Here is an 18,028-nt window from a genome sequence, read left to right on the forward strand (position 1 = left end):
ACCGGCGGCCAGATCAGCTTTCCAGTGATCCCGCAACCGTCACGTTCGAGATGACGATTCGGACGCCGTCCTGATACTCGGTATCGAGGGTCACGTCCCAGCCGTGGGTCCGGGCGAGCATCCGCAGGTTCGGCAGCGTCATCCCGGCTTCGGCGTCCGGCATCGCACCGCCGTACTCGAAGAACGTCTCTGATGCTGTCTCCCCCGTTGGATTCCCGTCATCGGTGATGACAATTTCGTCAGCTTCCCGGGAAACGGTGACCGCCGACGCGTCGTTGTGTGCCGCGAACCTGAACCCGCTCTCGAAGAGGTCCCGCAGGCGCGTCGGGTCGGCGATAACCTGTCCGTCAACGTCGGCTGCCATCGTGAGGCCGTCGGTGTCGGTACGGTCCCAGGCTCCGTCGACGACTGGCTGGAGGTCGACAGGCATCGTTTCGTCAATTGTCTGTCCATGTCGAGCTAGCGTCGCGAGTCCGTCGACGATTTCGGACATTCGCTCGGCCGTCTCAGACGTTGACTGGAGGGATTCCTTCGCTAGATTGACGTCTCCACGGTTCAGGGCGTCGCCGGCGGCGGAGACGCGACCGGTGATTATCTGGAGCGTGTTCAGCAATTCGTGCCTGATTGCAGTTGCGAACCCCTCCAGCTGCTCGTTTTGCCGGGCCAGTTCGCGGCGACGCCGCTCGCTTTCGGTCACGTCAGTGAACACGAGCATCCGACCGATATCCACCTGTCCCAGCGAAAACGAAGTGTCGCTGATGAGGTAGTACTCCGCGCCGCCACCTCGGTTTCGTTCGAGAATCTGCTCGTCCGTCTGGAGTATCTCTGTGACGGCCGGCAGAACCGTCTCAAGCTGCTGCCCGCGGCTCCCAGATAGCGCCGGAAAGAGCTGCTGTGCCTCGCCGTTCGACTCCTTGATATAGCCGTCATCGTCGAGATACACGACTGCCTCGTCGACGCCATCGGTCAGCTGTACGGCGAGAAACGCCTCATCGTACACGTAGAGGACACCGAGCGCGAACAGTGCGACGCCGAGCGGTTCGTGGTTGATGTCGAGCAGGAGGTCGCTGGTGTACCCGATGACGTCAAGCACCGCTGGGAGCGCCGTGACGCCGACAAGAACGCCGAGCGGACGGGTGTCGTAGTCCGCTTCGAGGAACAGTTCGAACAGCATAAAGAAGCCGACGGTGACGAGCGCGTAGGAGAGCCCCGTCACTACCCAGTGAAACACGCCGTGCGTGATTGCCAGGTGCGGGAACGGCTCGGCGACGAACTGCGTGGCGAAGTAGAGCCCGTGAAACGGATTGGTCAGCTTTATGACGACGATACCGATGTACGCGCCCACAGCGACCCCGCGGTACGACCTGTTCCGGTGGAATGCCCGTCCGGTGTACGCCGAGCAAAAGTACAGCCACGCACCGACCGTTGCGAGACCGACGATGAGGCTACCGAGGTAGAACGCGTATCCGAGCGTCCCGGGCGTGATCAGGAAGCCGAGTTCCAGCGCCGCCCAGCCACCGCTACAGAGGAGGAGTCCGACCATCCCGCGACGGGTATCGGGGTCTTCCATGCGGGCCGCTCTGTAGAGCCCGACACCGCATCCGACTGCCGCGAAGGCGTATACCGCTGCGTACGCGAGAAATGCAGGAGAGCTCCCGATTAGATTCATCTACCCATTGTATGGCAAGTCTTTGAATGAGTGTTGTGTCCGCGTTATCGCCTATGATAACTCTCGGAGGTCGCGGATCTCGAACACGTAGTCCGGACACTCACTGACGTCTCCGCCGGCGTACGCGGCCTGGGCCACGTGGCGCGGTGTCTCGGGGATGAGGACCCGTGTCGCGTCGACGCCGAGCGTCGCCGCATCGGCGGCTATCGCAGTGAATAATGACTGTGCAGCGGCGACATCACGCCATACCCCGACCGCGTACTCCGCGAGCTGTTCGCCGTCAGACTCGGTCGTCCGGACCCGACACGCCATCCCCTGTGGCTTCTCGCCGACGGTCAGAACCGCCTGCTCAGCCGCCAGCCGGTCGAGCGTTTCCTGCGTCAGCGTCGAGAGCGCCCAGCTCTCTCCGCTGTCGAGCGCGAGTCCTGAGAGAGCGTCTCGGCCGTCGCTCCCCTGCCAGTAGCGCCACGCCGTCGCGGGGTCGTTTCTGACAGTCATCTCGGGCGTCACGTCGGCCGGATCGGGGTGTACCCAGCGAAACGACGTGACCGCTTCGAAGCCGGCAGCCAGCGACTGGCCGAGCCCCGCCTCGTTCCAGGAAAACACCATGCTTCGACCGACTGACGCGCCGGCGTCGGCCGCCCATTTGATGAGGTGGTCCGTCAGCAGCGACCCGAGCCCCTTCCCCCGGTGCTCCGAGTCGACACGCATCCCCTGAAACCATGCCTCGGTCTCGGTGAGTAAGACGGCCTGCGCGATGCCGACGGCGTGGCCGCCAACGTCGGCGACGAGGGTTTTCCGGGCCGCGCCGTCGTCGTCGACCCAATCGCGGAACACGTCGGGGATGTAATCAGCCATCGCGCGGTCGGCCCAGACATCGCTGGTCATGTCGACGATATCGTCGTAGTCGTCGTGACGAGCCGTCCGAACAGTCGGCGACATACTGTGAGACTCGCCTGCGACGATAAAAAAGAGCCGCTCCGGTGACGGGGTCGCTGTCTGTACCGTGACTGTGTCACCGAGTCGGTCCCGGTGCTACAACCAGGGCGTCGAGCGCTGCTGAATCTCGCCGGCAAGGGGCTCTTGCATCGTATCAGCCACGTCGTCGCTGTTTGCCAGCGCCCACATGAGCTTGACCTTCGCTGTGCCGGGGAGCATATCCTCGCCCTCAGTGACACCGGCGTCGAGCAGGTCCCGTCCGGTGTCGTAGACCCGGTCACAGACCCGGCCTTCGAGGCACTGGCTGGTCATGACGACCGGGATGTCCAGTTCCTCGATGGTCCCGATCCAGTCGGTGTTAACGTGGCCAAGCCCCGTCCCCTCGATGACGATGCCGTCGCTGTCCTCGGCGGCGACTTCGAGCAGCGACGGGTCCATTCCCGGCGAGAACTTCAGGAGTTCCACGTCGGTTTCAATGTTGTCGTGCAGCGCCAGATCGGCGGCGTCCCGCTCGGTGTATTCGCGGTGGAACGTAACCGTGCTCTCACCGTCGATGTCGTAGTCGACCTCGCCAAGCGGCTTCGCGCCGACCGTCTCGAAGGCGTCTCGGCGCGAGGTGTGGTTCTTCCGGACGCGGGTGCCGCGGTGGAGCGCACAGCGGTCGTCGGACTCATCGGCGTGCATACAGACCAGCACCTCCGCACAATCGCTTGTAGCGGCCTCGACAGCCGAGACCGCGTTCATCACGTTGTCCGAGGACGGGCGGTCCGCCGAGCGCTGGCTTCCCGTAAACACGATAGGGACCGGCGTATCGAGCATGAACGACAGCGCCGAGGCGGAGTACTGCATCGTGTCGGTGCCGTGCATGACGACGATGCCGTCTGCCCCGTTCTCGATTTCCTCGTGAACTGCCTTCGCGAGGTCCTGCCAGACAGCCGGAGTCATGTTCTCCGAGAGGATGTTAGCGACGACGCGGCCGCGGTAGTTCGCCATGCCGGCGAGGTCCGGAACCGCTCGTAGTACATCCTCGGCGTCGAACTGGGCCGTCACTGCCCCGGTCCGGTAGTCGACCGTCGAGGCGATGGTTCCGCCAGTGGAGATAAGCGAGACCGTCGGGAGGTCGTCGTCAAATTCGATTGCCGACTGGCTCTGTTCGTCCTGTGCGCTCTCGACGTCGTACACGTCCGATTCAAGCACGTCGACGGATGCGTCCTCGCGGTCGATACCGACGTTGTACCCGCCGTCGAGTTTGACGACGAGGTGCTCGGGCGTACTCGATGGGAGCAACACGCCCTCGTATGTCTGGGCCGCGCGCTCGACGCGGACCCGGTCGCCTGCGTTCATGCGCGGCACTTTCCACCGGTGGGACTTGAACCCACTCGTTTCGGCGAGCGCCCTCGGTCACGCGCCGGACATGACGAGCGGTCGAGGGTGGGTGTCCGCCACGGCCCTGGTCTGGGACATCTCCGTCCGTTACTGTGGGTTACAGACGCGACCAGACCACACTGTTATCCCACTCGACACTCATCTAACAAGTATGGCAGACAACAAGAACGGCCGCGAAGCCCAGGCCCGAAACGAGGAGCGCCGCCAGCGGGAGCGTGCCATCGCTGAGGAGCTTTCGCGCGCGGACGAACCCGAGCCGCCGGTCGACCCGACGGAACTCGCGTACTTCGAGACGGAACTCGAAACGCTCGAATACCCGGCGACAGCGGCTGACGTGGTCGCAACGGTTGGCGACCACGAGATTGAATCCACTGAAGGGACGTACACTGTCGCGGACCTCCTGCCTGATGCGGAGGCCGAGTCCTTCGAGTCGCCAGCCGAAGTCCGGACGCGGGTCCAGCGGCCGACGATAGCGGGGGCGATGAAACGCGTTGTGGAGGCCGCCGATGCGCATCAGAGCGCGTCGTTCGGTGCTTCACAGCGCGACGGCTACGAACGGACGTTCCGGGAACTGCAGGCCATCGACGCGGATGACGACGACGAGGGCATCCGGGTTATCGCGGACTGGATTATCGAGCGCATCCACGAGAAAGAGAAGCTCCCGGGGTCCCGCGATGTCCGCCGACAGGCGGCGAAGTTCTGCCGGTCGAACGATTACTCGGTGCGCAACGACGAGTGGCTCGGTATCTGAGCGACACACCACCAGCTCCCTGATTGTTGGCGGGCCCCACAAGGACCATACGACTCGCCGTCCGATACTCTGTATGGCCGAACGAACCGAGGAACGGACCCGCGACGCGGACACGCAGTCGGACGGTGACCTCGGCGTCGATGTCGGCACGACGGAGTCGGTCGAAAGCGATGTCGCTGTCGGGGAATCGCACGACGTGGGGTCGTCTGCCGCCGAGGCGTCAACGACAGAGTCCGGGAGCTACTTTTCACTTCGGGCGCTGTTGTTCGCCTTCGGAGCGGTCGGTGGCGGGATGGTCCTCGGCGGGCTGATACCGCTCGTGCCGTTTACGGAACTGGTCGGCATCCTGCTTGGTGGGTTCGTCTACGGACTGCTCGCCAGCGAACGCCGATACGTCGAACTGGGGCTGGCAGGCGGTGTCAGCGGCGGCGCGACGGCCGTTCTATCTCTCCTCCCACAGCTCGCTGCGGGACTGAACGGTACCAGACTGTTCGCTATCGCCGGCGGTGTCGGCCTTGTGCTCGCGCTCGTCGGCCATCACTTCGGCCGTGACCTCCGTAGCGGGCTGACGAAAGACCTGTAGCTCTTCCGACGACTGATTCCGGTCCGTGATGCGATCAGGCTGGCCTGACCCGTTGCGCTGTATGTCACGGCCGTGTCGGCTATCTGGAATATTTCATACTGTCGAATGTAAGTCTGTGAAGAGTCATACCCTCTCGAAGTGACTAATATCTTACAAGGAGTATAACGGGCAGTCTCAGTCGGACATACTCTGTTCCTGTCTTCGGTCAATGCTTCCAGTTACTGGAGGGACAGACGGCCTCTGGTTGCAACCTGAACGAGTATATTACCTGTTATTGATTGTCTACGTCTCGTCGAATAACGCTAGCATAGGAGTATTCGTCCAAAATACGAGTACAGATCTGAACATGTACCCTATCTACAAGTGGTTTATACACGGTATCCTGAGTTGATAACTCTTATAACGCTCGTATGTAAACCCCGGAACAGAACGTATGGCACCAGAGACATACGGGCTTATCAGCCTGTTTCCGGCGATGCTCGCCATTGTACTGACGCTGTTCACTCGCCAAGTACTCCTCTCGCTGTTTGCAGGCATCTGGATCGGTGCGACGGTGCTCGTCGGCTGGAATCCGGCGGCCGGAGCCGCTCGAAGCCTCCAGTTCGTTGTGGATAACGTGACTGAACCGTTCAACGTCAAACTACTACTGTTCACGTTCCTCATCGGGGCAATGCTGGGGATGATCTTCCTCTCCGGCGGGATGAACGCGCTGGCGTCACAGATGGTCAAGCGCATTCGGACCCGCCGGCAGGCGGCGCTTGGGACCTCACTACTGGGAATGACCATCTTCGTCGATTCGTACGCCTCGACGATGATTACCGGGTCGGTTATGCGCCCGATCACCGATAAGTTCGACATCAGTCGCGAGAAGCTGGCGTACATCCTCGACTCCACCACTGCACCGACCGCGTCGATATCAGTCGTCTCGACGTGGCTCGGATTCGAGGTCGGCCTCATCGCTGAGCAACTGAACACAATCGGGGTGGACCGAAGCGCGTTCCTGCTGTTCCTCGAATCAATCCCGTATCGGTTCTACAGCCTCCTCGCGCTCGCATTGGTCTTTATTGTCGTCATCGCAGACATGGACTTCGGTCCAATGGCGAAGGCCGAACGGAGGGCCAGAGAGGAGGGGAAAGTCCTCGGCGACAATGCGGACCCGCTGATGGAAACGCAGGAGGACGATATCGTGACGCCCGACCACGTCGACCCGCGGTGGTGGTACTTCGCTGCGCCGATCGCCGCACTCGTGGGGGTGACCGGGTTCTCGCTGTATTACTCCGGCGGCGGATTCGCCGGGCGCAGTCTCACCGATGCACTGTCGAACGCGGCCACTGCGGACGCCATCGTCTGGGCCTCGTTCTCGGCCTGTCTTGTCATTCTGACAATTCTGGTCGGGCACGCACGCATCGCGGTCGACGAAGTGAGCGACGCCATCTTCGAGGGGTTCAAAATGGTGATGTTCCCCGTCGCGGTGCTCTCGCTCGCGTGGTCTATCGGTGCTGTGAGCCAGGCACTCGGCGTCGGTCCCTACGTTGTCGCAATCAGTGAGGGGATCATCACGGCCGGGATGCTGCCCGCCATTGTCTTCCTCAGCGCCGTCATAATCAGCTTCAGCATCGGCACGTCATGGGGGACGATGGGTATCCTGTTCCCGGTCGCGATCCCGCTCGGACACGCGCTCGGCGCACCGCTGGCACCGGCCATCGCTGCGATTCTGACCGGCGCGCTGTTCGGCGACCACTGCTCGCCCATCTCCGACACGACGGTGATGTCGAGTATGTTCGCCGCGAGCGACCACGTCGACCACGTGAACACCCAGATTCCCTACGCAGTGCTGGCCGGTATCGTCGCAACTGGGCTGTTCCTGATGGCTGGCTACGGCGTCCCGGCGTACATCGCACTCCCGATCGGACTGGTCGCTGTCGGGTCTGTGACGTACCTGCTCTCGGAACAGCTGTCTGTCGAGGTTCCGAGTTCGTACGGTTCGAAGGCGGACTGAGACGGTCCGCTCTCTGAAACACCGGCTCGCTCAGACGATTTCCCAGCCCTCGTCGGTCCGTTCGACCACGTCGTCCTCCGCAAGCCGCGTGAGCGCTTCCTCGACGATTTCAGGCGGGGCCTCGATCTCTCGGGCCAGTGCCGGAACAGTATCAATACCGTTTGCGAGCCCACTGACCAGTTCTGCGTACAGTCGTCCGTCGCCGTTCTCGAAGCCGGAGTCGATGCGGTCCCGGACATCGGTCATGCGGGCTTGCACCCATCGCTGGGCCAGCGACAGTTCGTTCTCTAGCTGCTGGAGGTGCTCCAGTTCCCGCGCTAAGTCGCGAAAGTCCCCGTCGGACTCGGCCCCCACGTCTATCGAGAGATGGCGGCAGGAGGGCATCTCGAACTCGGGGTTTGCCGGATAGGCGCTCTTGGTACCGAACTCGTAGGGAGAAACACGGACCTCCAGTCGGAGATTCCGGGCGATAGAGAAGTATTTCCGGCGCTGGTCATCCGTTCGGGAGTCGACGAGGCCGGCGTCTTCGAGCTTCTGAAGGTGGTCGATGACCGCTTTCGGACTGACGCCGATGTACTCGCTGATTTCGGTGACGTAGCAGGGTTTGTGTGCGAGTAGTTTGAGAATCCGCCGGCGGTTGGCGTTTCCAAGGAGATTGAGTAGCTCGGCGGAGTCCATCGATACGTAGGTAGCGGGTCACGGTTCAAAAGCATGACTCTCGTCGGGTGGTTTGCTCACGCGTCACCCAGCTACGCTAGCTGGTAGAGCTACGACGTGCTCTGTGACCCGCTGTTCCCGTTCCCCTGGCCGCTGCCGCCATTACCACCCTGTCCGCCACCGTTTCCCTGGCCGTCGTCATTTCCCTGATTTCCTCCGTCATCCGCGTTATCGTTGTCTCCATCGGAAGTGTCGTCGGAGCCATCGTCACTGTCAGAGGCGTCGTCGGAGCCATCGTCACTGTCAGAGGCGTCGTCGGAGCCATCGTCACTGTCAGAGGCGTCGTCGCTGTCAGAAGCGTCGTCGCTGTCAGAGGCGTCGTCAGAATCCGTCGTGTCGCCTGAGTCCCCGGCGTCATCGTCATCAGGAGCGTCATCTGAACCGGTGTCGTCTCCGGCGGTATCGTCACTGCTATCGCTCTCGTCCCCGTTTCCCTCGCTGTCACCGCTTTCAGTACCGGATTCATCGCGGTCCGCGTTGTCGGTGCCTCGTTCACCCTGCTCAGGCCCGTTCCCCGCTCCCTGGTTCTCGCCGTCGGACTCGCCGGTTTCGTTTTCGCTGTCGTCGGGCGCGTTATCCGGTGGCTCTCGGTCGCTCTCGTTTCCCTGTTGCCCGGGGGCATCATCGGGCGGTCCCCGTTCGCTTTCGTTCGCACCCCGTTCGGACGTATTCGCTGGTGGTCCTCGTTCGCTCTGATTGACCCCACCGTCGTCGGGCGGCCCCTGGTCAGTCCGATTGACTGGGGCGTCGTCCGGTGGGCCCTGCTCACCTGGGCCGGCGGTATCCGGCGGTCCGGCGATGCCGCGCGCAATCGACGAGACCTGCTGGCCGGAAAGCTTGCTGGCGTTCTGCTTCAGTCGCTCCAGCGCGGTGTCGTCCACGCCGGTCTGTTCGGCAGCCGTGTCAGTGTCGTTGATGGCGGTTTGCAGCCCTTCGATCTCCGTGACGAGTCGGCTTCGCTGGGCCACGTAGGCCTGCTCACTGATGCTTCCGTTCTCGTATCGCTGTTCGAGCGTGGTGTTGCGCTCCTGTAGCCGTTCCAGTCGGCGTTCGAGCGAGCCAGCTCGCTCTGTGACGAGCTCGGCTCGTCCAGTACCGTTCGATTGGTTGTATGCCGACCGCCACATTCCGTTCTCGACTGTGTCGTTCGTGGCGGCGGCGTTCGACTGGAGGAACGCCGTGAGCTGCGTTCCCATTCCGCTGGCAGAGTCGTTCTGCGTGGCCACTGTCTCCGTCGTGGTCTCCTGTGCTGTCACGGCCGGGAGGCCGATAGCGACAGCCACGACGAAGACCAGCACTGTGAGGAGCGTGGCCTGGCGTGGGCTCATTCCTATCCCTACTTCGGCCCTCCCACATCAAAAAGAAACGCCTTCGTTCGTGCTGTTCACAGATTCCTGAAACAACCGCAAATAGTCCAAGAGTGTTTAAGATGCCTTTTGCGTCGGCTCTTCCATCGGCAGCAGCCGCCAGGCGATTACCACCGACAGCACCGATAGTGCGACGGTGGCGAGCGGTAACACGAGTTCTGGGTCGTATCGGAGCGGCGGATGATAGCCGAAGCCGTAATCGAGCACGTCGTTACCGAGTGCCAGCACCAGTGCAGTCGCGAGTGCGCCTCTCGTCGTCCGGGCGTAGTGGGGAACTAACAGCCCCTCGGCGACGAAGCCGAGGTGGGTGACGATGATGCCGAAATACGCCCACGGGGCGGGGAAGTAGGCGTCGAAGCCGATGTTTAACGCCACGACGGTCCACAGCCCCATCTTGACCAGCCAGACCAGCGCAATAGTGTGGAGGTACGCGAGTGGCACCGTCAGCGGGACCTCGTCGAGCGACCTACCAAGAAACGGCAGGAGAGTCGCCACCGACAGCGTCATCAGGAATAGTGCGGCCGGTGAATCTGCGTACAGCGGCCAGAGAAACGTCGACACCTCGGGCATTGTCTCGACGTAATACCGGATACCGACGAGCATCGCGACAGCATTGACGACCAGCAGCCACACGAGACTCGGTGTCTGTTCCAGATAGTACCGCGCGTACCGACGTGGCAACGGCCCCCGCTGCTCGCTCATGGATTGATTCGGGACCGCTCGCGGGATAGCCCTGTCGGACGGGAGCTGGCATCGGGTCACCGACTGTGAGTTCGCGCTGTTTGCACGGCGGCAAAAGGTTGCCGGCGAACACTTATGTATGTGAATAGCACACATACAGTTGCACCGATGTTCGAACAGTTTTCGCGGGGATACTACCTCGGCCGCCTCTACGTCGAACCGAGAGATGACGCGGCGGCCGCGATGTGTCGCGAGCAGCACGAACGAGTGAACGAACAGTTGTATGCCTCTGGCGAGGGAGTCGAACGCACAGACTATCCGCTGGTAATGAAACTCGGCTCCCAGCACTTCGCCGTCCACGGGGACGAACAGGTCCCAGCGGACACACTCGTCGTTCCCGAATCGATGCTCGAAGACGCCAACGTCCGGAACCCGCCAAGCCTCGAAGAAGTATTTCTGGCGAAAGCGGACCACGCCGCACAACTGCTCTCTATCTCGGAGGGAACGCCGACACTCCCAGACACTGCCGTCTGAGCGGTTGAAACCCACGCTATTCCGTTTTCACTGGCCACCGGGCGAATCGGACTCATGAAACGTGTAATAAGTAGGTTATACGCTTAAGCTACAGACCAATGGGGCTCGGGAGCCTCTGTTTGCCTGTATGTCACAGCGAAAGCACGCTGCGGAGCGGGATCGCGCTGCTGAATCCAAATTCTACCTTCCCGCCGGGGTATCCCCGTCGAGTGAAGCCAGCTGGCCTGACCGTCTCTGGGCCTTGCTGTTCAACCATCGCGTCTGAGCCGGCGACATCGCCGTGCGAGGACCCGCTGGCTCAGCTCAACCGACCCAGTTAAACTCCCGCACCACCACTCTCTACCAACACCAGGCATTTGAGACAGATTCCTGCCGGGCGTCTCCATCAGACATCGTGATAACACGCGCTGGGCCACTCACACCACTCTACAGACACATGACTGATATCAAGGCGGTTATCCGGGTCGAGCATCCCGACATCGTACTCACAGAGACCGTAACCCACGACCCGGGCTCAACAGTCAGGTCCGTGTCTGAGGCGGGCACGGACCCGACATCGGGCAAGTTCTTTTACCACATCGAATCGTCCGACTTCCAGCAGTTCGAGGACGGATTACGGAACGACAGCACTATCGGTGAATTCGAACGCGTCATCGAAACCAGAGCCGGCGAAGCCATCTACAGCTTCGAGTACACGGACGAAGCGAAGATACTTTCGCCCGTAATCTCCGCCGCAAACGGGGTTATCCTTGACATGGAAAACGACGGGAGCGCGTGGATACTGACGATATGGATGCCCGAACGGACGGCTCTCGCTCGTCTCTGGGACTACGCACAGGAGAACGACATCGACATCGACCTGTTGCGTGTGAACGAGTACGCGAGTCTGGGGAACACGGACGCAGGGCTGACCGACAGCCAGCGGGAGGCGCTCCTCGTCGCCCTCGAAACGGGGTATTTCGAAGAGCCGCGGAACGCAACTCTCGGCGATGTTGCCGCCGACCTGGATATCTCTCAGCCTGCGGCCGGCGGTCTCCTTCGACGCGGCATCAGGCGGCTCATCATCTCCTCGTTGGGAGACCACGACGAACAGCCGGACTGATCGGTAACGCTTCGATGCAGTGGCGGCCCGGGAAGTCACTTTTAAGCCTGTCCCCGTCTGCCATTCAGTCGATGCTTGACCGGTTGCTGGGACGAGCGTCGCTGAAGGAGCAGGTGGCCGAACTCGAGGAGGAGAACCACCACCTCGAACGACAGCTCGACGCCGAGAAGGAGCGCCGCGCCGACGCAGCGACCGAGCGCCAGCGGGCCGAGGCCGAGGTCAATCGGCTGGAGGACCGCATCGTCGAACTCTAGGACCGAGTCGAACGCCTGCAAAACGAGGAGGGAGAATCGACGTTCCGAGCCGAGGAGACGCTCAGTCGGGCACGTCTGAGTGAAGTCCTCGACCGGCTGGAGTCCTTCGAGACGGAGCCGGAGGGCGTGTTCACAGCCTACGTCGACGCGGAGCGCTCCCTGCCCGGCCCGGTCCAGAACGCCTTTGGCGACCGCGCGTCGCTGGTCGCAAGTGCCGCGCCGTGCCTCGCGGTCACCGACGACACCGGCCTCCTGTCGGCCTGTCTGTCCGTCCCAGCGCCGCCGTCGCCGTTCGCCGAGTGGGGCGACGCCGTTCGGCTGGACCGGTCGTGGTTCGAACCGACCGGCGAGCACGTCGTCGCGCTGGTCCGCTCAGACCTGTTCGCGCTGGGCGAGTACGACGGCCGGGAGCAGACTGCCTTCCACGGCTTCGACTCGGAGCTCAAGAGCCAACACTCCAAGGGCGGCTTCTCACAGAGCCGGTTCGAGCGACTCCGCGACCAGCAGATCGACTCCCACCTCGACCGCTGTCGGGCCGCTATCGAGGCGGTGTCGCCCGACCGGCTGTACGTCGTCGGCGAGGGGTCGGTCATCCACGAGTTCGAAGACCTCGCGGCGGCGACGAAGCCGGTCGACGCGACCGGCGAGCCCGACGAGGCGCTCGACGATGCCGTCCGGTCGCTGTGGACTGTTCGGTTGCGCGTGCCGTAGTTCGGGCCCGTCCATCCCATCTCCGTCGGTGCCGGTTCCGTAGCTTTTTCGCAGGGCGGCGATTCTGTCCGGCTATGGCCGTAGCCATCTTAACACACGAAGCGTTCCCCGACCGGGCCAAGACAGCCGTCGGGCTGTTGCGGTACGGTGACCGCGACGTACGAGCGCTCGTCGACCGCGAACGGGCCGGACAGCGCGTCCACGACGCGCTCCCGGACGTACAGGACGCTCCAATCGTCGCGTCGATGGCCGACGTGCCCGACGTCGACGCGCTCGTCATCGGCATCTCACCTATCGGCGGGGAGTTCGACGAGTCCTGGCGCGAAGACGTACGCACGGCACTGAAACGCGGCTGTGACGTGTACGCTGGACTGCACGACTTTCTGGCCGACGACGAAGAGTTCGCCCGCCTCGCCGCGGAACACGACGCCGAACTCCACGACCTCCGCAAGCCGCCAGCGGACCTGACCGTGGCGGCGGGCACTGCCGGCGACGTCGACGCGACGGTCGTCACGACTGTCGGCACCGACTGTTCGACGGGGAAGATGACGGCATCCTTCGAAATCCGCGACGCGGCGCGGGAACGCGGCCTCGACGCCGCTGTCGTCCCGACCGGACAGACCGGCATCGCAATCACCGGCCGGGGTATCGTCGTCGACCGCGTCATCGCCGACTACGCCGCTGGCGCGGTGGAACGGCTGGTCCAAGAGGCGCAGGCAGCGGACCTCCTCGTGGTCGAAGGTCAGGGCGCACTGGCCCATCCGGCCTACTCGGGCGTGACGACGAGCATCCTCCACGGGTCGGTCCCGGATGCGCTCGTTATGTGCCACGAAGCCGGCCGCGAGGCCATCCACGGCTACGAGTCGTTCGCCATTCCGCCGCTCTCCGAGTACGTCGACATTTACGAGCGCCTCGCCGCCCCTATCTCGGACGCATCAGTCGTCGCGGGGATGCTGAACACGCACCACCTCGACGACGACGCGGCCGCGAATGCTGTCACAGGGTACAGCGACGCGCTGGGCGCACCGGCGACTGACCCAGTCCGCCATGGCGTTCCCGAGGAGGTACTAGACGCTATCCTATGAACTGGCGCGTCGACCGCTACGACCTGCCGCTGTCGAACCCGTTCGGCATCTCACGAGAGACAAGCGAGACGAGCGAGACCGTCGTGGTCGAACTCACCCGCGAGGAAACCACAGGCATCGGGGCTGTCACGCCGTCGGCATACTACAACGAGAGCGCGGCGTCGGTGGCCGAAACGCTGCCATCACTCTGTGAGGTCGTCGACCGAATCGGCGACCCACACGCCCAGCAGCGAATCGAGCAGGAACTCGACGAGCAAGCGCCGGACCAGCCTGCCGCCCGGATGGCACTCTCTATCGCCGTCCACGACCTCGCCGCTCGGCAATTAAATCTGCCGCTGTACCGCCGGTGGGGCCTTGACCCCGATGCGGTCCCACCGACTACCTACACAGTCGGCATCGACTCGCCCGAACGGATGGCCGAGAAAGCCAGCGGGGCAGCGGCCAGCGGCTTCGGCCATCTGAAGGTCAAACTCGGGACTGACGACGACCGGGCGCGGCTGGACGCGGTTCGAGACGCTGTCCCCGACGCCGAGATACGGGTTGACGCCAACGCCGCTTGGACCGTACAGGAGGCCATCGACAAGGCGGACTGGCTTGCCGACGCTGGCGTGACGATGCTGGAACAGCCGGTCGAGGCCGACGACATCGACGGCCTCCGCCGTGTGACCGACGCGACTGGGATTCCCGTCGCCGCCGACGAATCCTGTGTGACTGCGTCGGACGTGCCGCGGGTCGCCGATGCCTGTGACATCGTCAACGCCAAACTGGTCAAATGCGGCGGCCTCCGGCCCGCAATGCGGCTTCTCAACGCCGCTACGGCCCATGATCTCGATCTGATGCTCGGCTGTATGGTCGAGTCCAACGCCAGCATCGCCGCTGCGGCCCACCTTGCACCGCTCGTCGACTACGTCGACCTCGACGGGGCGCTTCTGCTGGCGTCAGACCCCTACAGCGGGGTGCCGTTGGAGGGCGACGTGTTCGATCTGACCGGGATGTCGGCCGGAACGGGCACCCGACGGACGCGAGATGCGTAACGCTAGGACAGGAAATAAAAAATCAGGTGGCGGTTTGTGACCTGCTTACGCCGATTCGACGGCGTCCAGCAGCTCTTCGTAGTCCGGCTCGTTGGTCGGGTCGTCGGCGACCCAGCTGTAGGCGACCTCGCCGTCGTCGTCGACGACGAACACGGCGCGGTTGGCGACGCCGAGCAGCCCGAGGTCTTCGATATCAATTTCGAGGTCGTAGTCCTGAATCGCCGACCGGCCCATGTCGCTGACCAGGTCGAACTCCAGACCGTGTTCGTCGCGGAAGGAGTTCAGCGAGAACGCCGAGTCGGCGCTGAGACCGAGCACCGTCGCCCCGGCGTCGTGGAAGTCACCGAGGTGGTCCTGCAGGGCGACCATCTCGTTGGAACACGGCGGCGTAAACGCGCCCGGGAAGAAGGCGAGCACGACCGGTCCGTCGCCAAGGTGGTCGCTCAGTTCGAAGGCCTCTACCTCACCGTTCGCGATTGTCGCCGAGATGTCCGGCGCTGTGTCTCCAGTGGATACCATCACCCACATATAACGGCGTCACCCGAATAAATACCCGCCATCCGGCAGGGCAGCCCCGACCCACTGCCGCCGCTGACTGGCCGCTTACAGCCACTCGTCGAAGGAGTGGTGTTCGCGAGTCGCATCGATGTAGTCCCGCTGCATCGACTTGATGGCTGTCGAGAGGTCGTCGCCGCTGTCGAGGGATTCACGGACGCGGGCGATTTTCCAGTCGCTTGGGGTCATCCCGGCGTCGTATCGGGCTTCAATTGGGTCGAGGTACTCGTCAATGCGGGTCTCCGAGACGCCCTGCTCGGCCAGTCCCAGACGGGCATACTGGAAAATCTCGTCGTAGATGTCGCCGTGATCGACCGTCCGTTCGCCCTCGGCTGTCACCCAGGACAGGTCCGCGTCGGAGCCGTCCCGTGCAGCGTTGTAGAAGCTCCGCCTGGCTTCCTGCCACGGCAGCTCCGCGGCGGGGTGGTCGGCGACGACCAGCCCGCGGATGAGGCCGACCGTCAGCGCCTGCAGCCCGATCATGTCCTTCGCGTGAGGCTGGGTCGGGAGCGGACGGTACTCGATGCGGAGCGACTTTTCAGTGCTGACTCCCTCGACCGGCGCTCCGCCGACGACACAGCGGAGCCAGCGCCAGTAGGTCCCGCGCTTGTGGTCGAACTCCCAGAACTCCTCGGCGAACCCGTTCCGGTCGTCGTCGTGCAAGAACTCTCGGAGGAACGGCGCGAACAGGTCGTCGTCGACGACGCGGCCGACAACGTCCGTCGTGCCGTCGAGGTCCCGCGGGACCCGGACTTTCGGATTCTCGCTGGTGTTGACCGACTGCTCGAAGGCCGCGATGCGGAGTTCGTGGTGCGTGTTGGCACAGAGCCACTCGCCGTCGGTGTCGTCGTACATATCCGCCGGCAGGAACGGCGAGTTCACCGAGAGCGCGAGCAGTGGTCCGAGCGTCCGTATCGCGGCGTTGTAGTACTCGGGGAACGCCTCGGCGTCGGGAATCTGGAGATGGGGCTGAATCGAGGTGGCCAGCGACTCGAACAGAATCGTCGGGAACGACCCGCTGTACCCCGGCACGTCGAACTCGATGGTGCCGCCGGCGCGGTCCAGCGCCTCGTTGTCCAGCGCCACGTATCTGGGGGCCTGCCGCATGTTGTCTGCGAGGACGACCCCGTCGCGGGTCTCGTGGGCCGAGAGGTACTGCTCGCTGCCCGCCTCGGGCGGGATGGTCCACATCGCGTCAAGGACGAGTTCGCAGTTGTGTTTGCTCGCCTGCTGGCGGGCCTGTTTCGTCTGCATCTCCACCGCCGTCGTCTGGACCTCCATCCCCGTCTCGTCGAAGCTGTTTGGCTCGGTGTTGACCTCGGCGTTGTGTCGGCCCAGTTCCTTGTTGGCCTCGCCCTCGAACACCACGTCGGGCAGGCGGGTCAGCCGCCCTTCCCAGTCCTCGGGGGCCATGTACGGCTCGTCGTTTTCGTCCTCGACGGACGACTCGACGGCCGGCTCGGACTCCTCCTCCGGCGTCTCCGGTTCGTCCTCGGCCAGCGGACTGTCCGGGTCAATGTCGAGTGACGGCCCTTCACCGGGGTCGAAAGCGTCGTCGACAGCGCCGCCACTCTGGTCTGACGGCTCGTCCGCTGCGGGCTCCAACGGGTCGCCCTCGTCTGGTTCGAGCGACGCTTCGTTCCCACCGCTGGGTTCGAGCGACGCCCCACCACCGTTCTCCGGTTCGGCCGGCGCTTCGAGCGACCCGCTCCAGGCCGCGTCCCCCGACCCGCTCAGGTCGTCGTCGAGGTCTTCTTCAGCGACCTCCTCGCTGTCTTCGTCCTCGTCGGGTTCGGGCGGGTCCGGCTCCGCGTTGATTGCGTACAGCTCGATCTCGAGTCCGACCGAGAACGCGTCGTTGTCGAACTCCCCGGCCTCGATGGCTTTCCGGAGCTGCATCGCCTGTTCGTCGACCCGTTCAGTGAACGCCGCGGCAGTCTCGTCAGCGAGCGACCGGGTCACCAGGTCGACGATATTGTCCATGCTCGGTACTGTGTGGGTTCTTCCACTATAAGTGACCCGTCGTTGTCCGACGGGGCGTTACTCGAAGAGGTCCTCGTGGCGGGCCGCGAGGTTGGCGTAATCGCCGGAGCTGAACGCCTCGAACACCTCGTTGGGGTCGATGGTGGTCTCGGACAGCGGCGTCACCGTGGCCGGGCTCCCGCGGACGAACGACTCCGCGGGCACCTCATAGCCCGGCGGGACGACCGTCCCCATGGCGACGATAGAGCCCTCACCAATGATGGCGTCGCTGACTGTCGAATTGAACCCGACGAGTGCCCCGTCGCGCACGCGAGCGTCGTTGAGGACAGCCCCGTGACCGACCATCACCTTCTCGCCGACGGTCGAGGCGTGGACGATTGCTCCGTCACCGATTGCCGATTCACGGCCTACCTCGACGGGGGCCACGTCGCCACGCAACACGACACCAGGCCAGACGTTTGCGTTCGGGCCGACGGTGACATCGCCCACCAGCGTTGCCTCGCGGCTGACGTGGGCGTATCCGTGGATATCTGGCGTAGCTCCTTCGAAGGCGTACTCTCGGCTGTCCATACCGCCACCATCGTGTCGGCGGCTCGAAAAGATACCGGTCAGAACGGGGTGCGTCCGGTCGTATAGCCGCTTTCAAGCACGGCCGTACCCCAGCTGCGTCTCATCCGA

At 63.6% G+C, this 18,028-nt stretch carries 16 protein-coding genes and 1 pseudogene; 8 read left to right on the top strand and 9 right to left on the bottom strand.

The features are described from left to right. Window positions 1-13: 13 nt before the first annotated feature. From C437_RS19015 to gatD, 3 genes are all read right to left on the bottom strand, one after another. Complete coding sequence (locus C437_RS19015; protein ID WP_074654820.1) at window positions 14-1,669, bottom strand: histidine kinase N-terminal 7TM domain-containing protein; 1,656 nt, start codon at window positions 1,667-1,669, stop codon at window positions 14-16. Window positions 1,670-1,720: 51 nt separating this feature from the next. After that, the gene (locus C437_RS19020; protein WP_004518641.1) at window positions 1,721-2,611 is read right to left on the bottom strand and encodes a GNAT family N-acetyltransferase; all 891 of its coding nucleotides are present in this window, start codon (window positions 2,609-2,611) and stop codon (window positions 1,721-1,723) included. Window positions 2,612-2,704: 93 nt separating this feature from the next. Further along, a complete protein-coding gene (gene gatD, locus C437_RS19025) occupies window positions 2,705-3,952 on the bottom strand; it encodes a Glu-tRNA(Gln) amidotransferase subunit GatD (RefSeq protein ID WP_004518642.1) in 1,248 nt (415 codons plus the stop codon). A 193-nt stretch (window positions 3,953-4,145) separates the two neighbouring features. Here gatD and C437_RS19030 point away from each other — a divergent pair, with 193 nt between their 5' ends. The 3 genes from C437_RS19030 (at window position 4,146) to C437_RS19040 (ending at window position 7,327) form a co-directional block, all read left to right on the top strand. After that, entirely contained in the window at window positions 4,146-4,745 is a 600-nt protein-coding gene (locus tag C437_RS19030; RefSeq protein ID WP_004518643.1) for a DUF5789 family protein, read from the top strand. Between the two features lie 73 nt (window positions 4,746-4,818). Further along, complete coding sequence (locus tag C437_RS19035; protein WP_004518644.1) at window positions 4,819-5,328, top strand: hypothetical protein; 510 nt, start codon at window positions 4,819-4,821, stop codon at window positions 5,326-5,328. A gap of 433 nt (window positions 5,329-5,761) precedes the next feature. Further along, window positions 5,762-7,327, top strand: coding sequence for a Na+/H+ antiporter NhaC family protein (locus C437_RS19040; RefSeq protein ID WP_004518645.1), 1,566 nt, complete (start codon window positions 5,762-5,764; stop codon window positions 7,325-7,327). Between the two features lie 30 nt (window positions 7,328-7,357). Here C437_RS19040 and C437_RS19045 read toward each other — a convergent pair whose 3' ends face one another. The 3 genes from C437_RS19045 to C437_RS19055 form a co-directional block, all read right to left on the bottom strand. Further along, window positions 7,358-8,005, bottom strand: coding sequence for an ArsR/SmtB family transcription factor (locus C437_RS19045; protein WP_004518646.1), 648 nt, complete (start codon window positions 8,003-8,005; stop codon window positions 7,358-7,360). 89 nt (window positions 8,006-8,094) lie between these two features. After that, the gene (locus tag C437_RS19050; RefSeq protein WP_004518647.1) at window positions 8,095-9,372 is read right to left on the bottom strand and encodes a hypothetical protein; all 1,278 of its coding nucleotides are present in this window, start codon (window positions 9,370-9,372) and stop codon (window positions 8,095-8,097) included. A 96-nt stretch (window positions 9,373-9,468) separates the two neighbouring features. Further along, a complete protein-coding gene (locus tag C437_RS19055; RefSeq protein ID WP_004518648.1) occupies window positions 9,469-10,113 on the bottom strand; it encodes a DUF1405 domain-containing protein in 645 nt (214 codons plus the stop codon). 147 nt (window positions 10,114-10,260) lie between these two features. Here C437_RS19055 and C437_RS19060 point away from each other — a divergent pair, with 147 nt between their 5' ends. From C437_RS19060 to C437_RS19080, 5 genes and pseudogenes are all read left to right on the top strand, one after another. After that, entirely contained in the window at window positions 10,261-10,626 is a 366-nt protein-coding gene (locus C437_RS19060; RefSeq protein ID WP_004518649.1) for a DUF5802 family protein, read from the top strand. Window positions 10,627-11,062: 436 nt separating this feature from the next. Next, on the top strand, window positions 11,063-11,728 hold the full coding sequence (locus C437_RS19065) for a helix-turn-helix domain-containing protein (RefSeq protein WP_004518650.1): 666 nt from the start codon (window positions 11,063-11,065) through the stop codon (window positions 11,726-11,728). A gap of 71 nt (window positions 11,729-11,799) precedes the next feature. Next, window positions 11,800-12,693, top strand: a pseudogene (locus C437_RS19070) (Vms1/Ankzf1 family peptidyl-tRNA hydrolase). A 74-nt stretch (window positions 12,694-12,767) separates the two neighbouring features. Continuing rightward, on the top strand, window positions 12,768-13,778 hold the full coding sequence (locus tag C437_RS19075; protein WP_004518651.1) for a DUF1611 domain-containing protein: 1,011 nt from the start codon (window positions 12,768-12,770) through the stop codon (window positions 13,776-13,778). Next, complete coding sequence (locus C437_RS19080; protein ID WP_004518652.1) at window positions 13,775-14,812, top strand: dipeptide epimerase; 1,038 nt, start codon at window positions 13,775-13,777, stop codon at window positions 14,810-14,812. The genes C437_RS19075 and C437_RS19080 overlap by 4 nt, the downstream gene beginning before the upstream one ends. A gap of 45 nt (window positions 14,813-14,857) precedes the next feature. Here C437_RS19080 and C437_RS19085 read toward each other — a convergent pair whose 3' ends face one another. The 3 genes from C437_RS19085 to C437_RS19095 all read right to left on the bottom strand — a co-directional run bounded on the left by C437_RS19085 (window position 14,858) and on the right by C437_RS19095 (window position 17,920). After that, window positions 14,858-15,331 carry a peroxiredoxin gene (locus C437_RS19085; protein ID WP_004518653.1) on the bottom strand — a complete coding sequence of 158 codons (474 nt, stop codon included), beginning with the start codon at window positions 15,329-15,331 and terminating at the stop codon, window positions 14,858-14,860. An 84-nt stretch (window positions 15,332-15,415) separates the two neighbouring features. Next, the gene (locus tag C437_RS19090; protein ID WP_004518654.1) at window positions 15,416-17,350 is read right to left on the bottom strand and encodes an ICP22 family protein; all 1,935 of its coding nucleotides are present in this window, start codon (window positions 17,348-17,350) and stop codon (window positions 15,416-15,418) included. Between the two features lie 57 nt (window positions 17,351-17,407). Next, on the bottom strand, window positions 17,408-17,920 hold the full coding sequence (locus C437_RS19095; RefSeq protein ID WP_004518655.1) for a gamma carbonic anhydrase family protein: 513 nt from the start codon (window positions 17,918-17,920) through the stop codon (window positions 17,408-17,410). Window positions 17,921-18,028 lie beyond the last annotated feature (108 nt).

This window comes from Haloarcula vallismortis ATCC 29715, from assembly GCF_000337775.1.
Lineage (GTDB): Archaea > Halobacteriota > Halobacteria > Halobacteriales > Haloarculaceae > Haloarcula > Haloarcula vallismortis.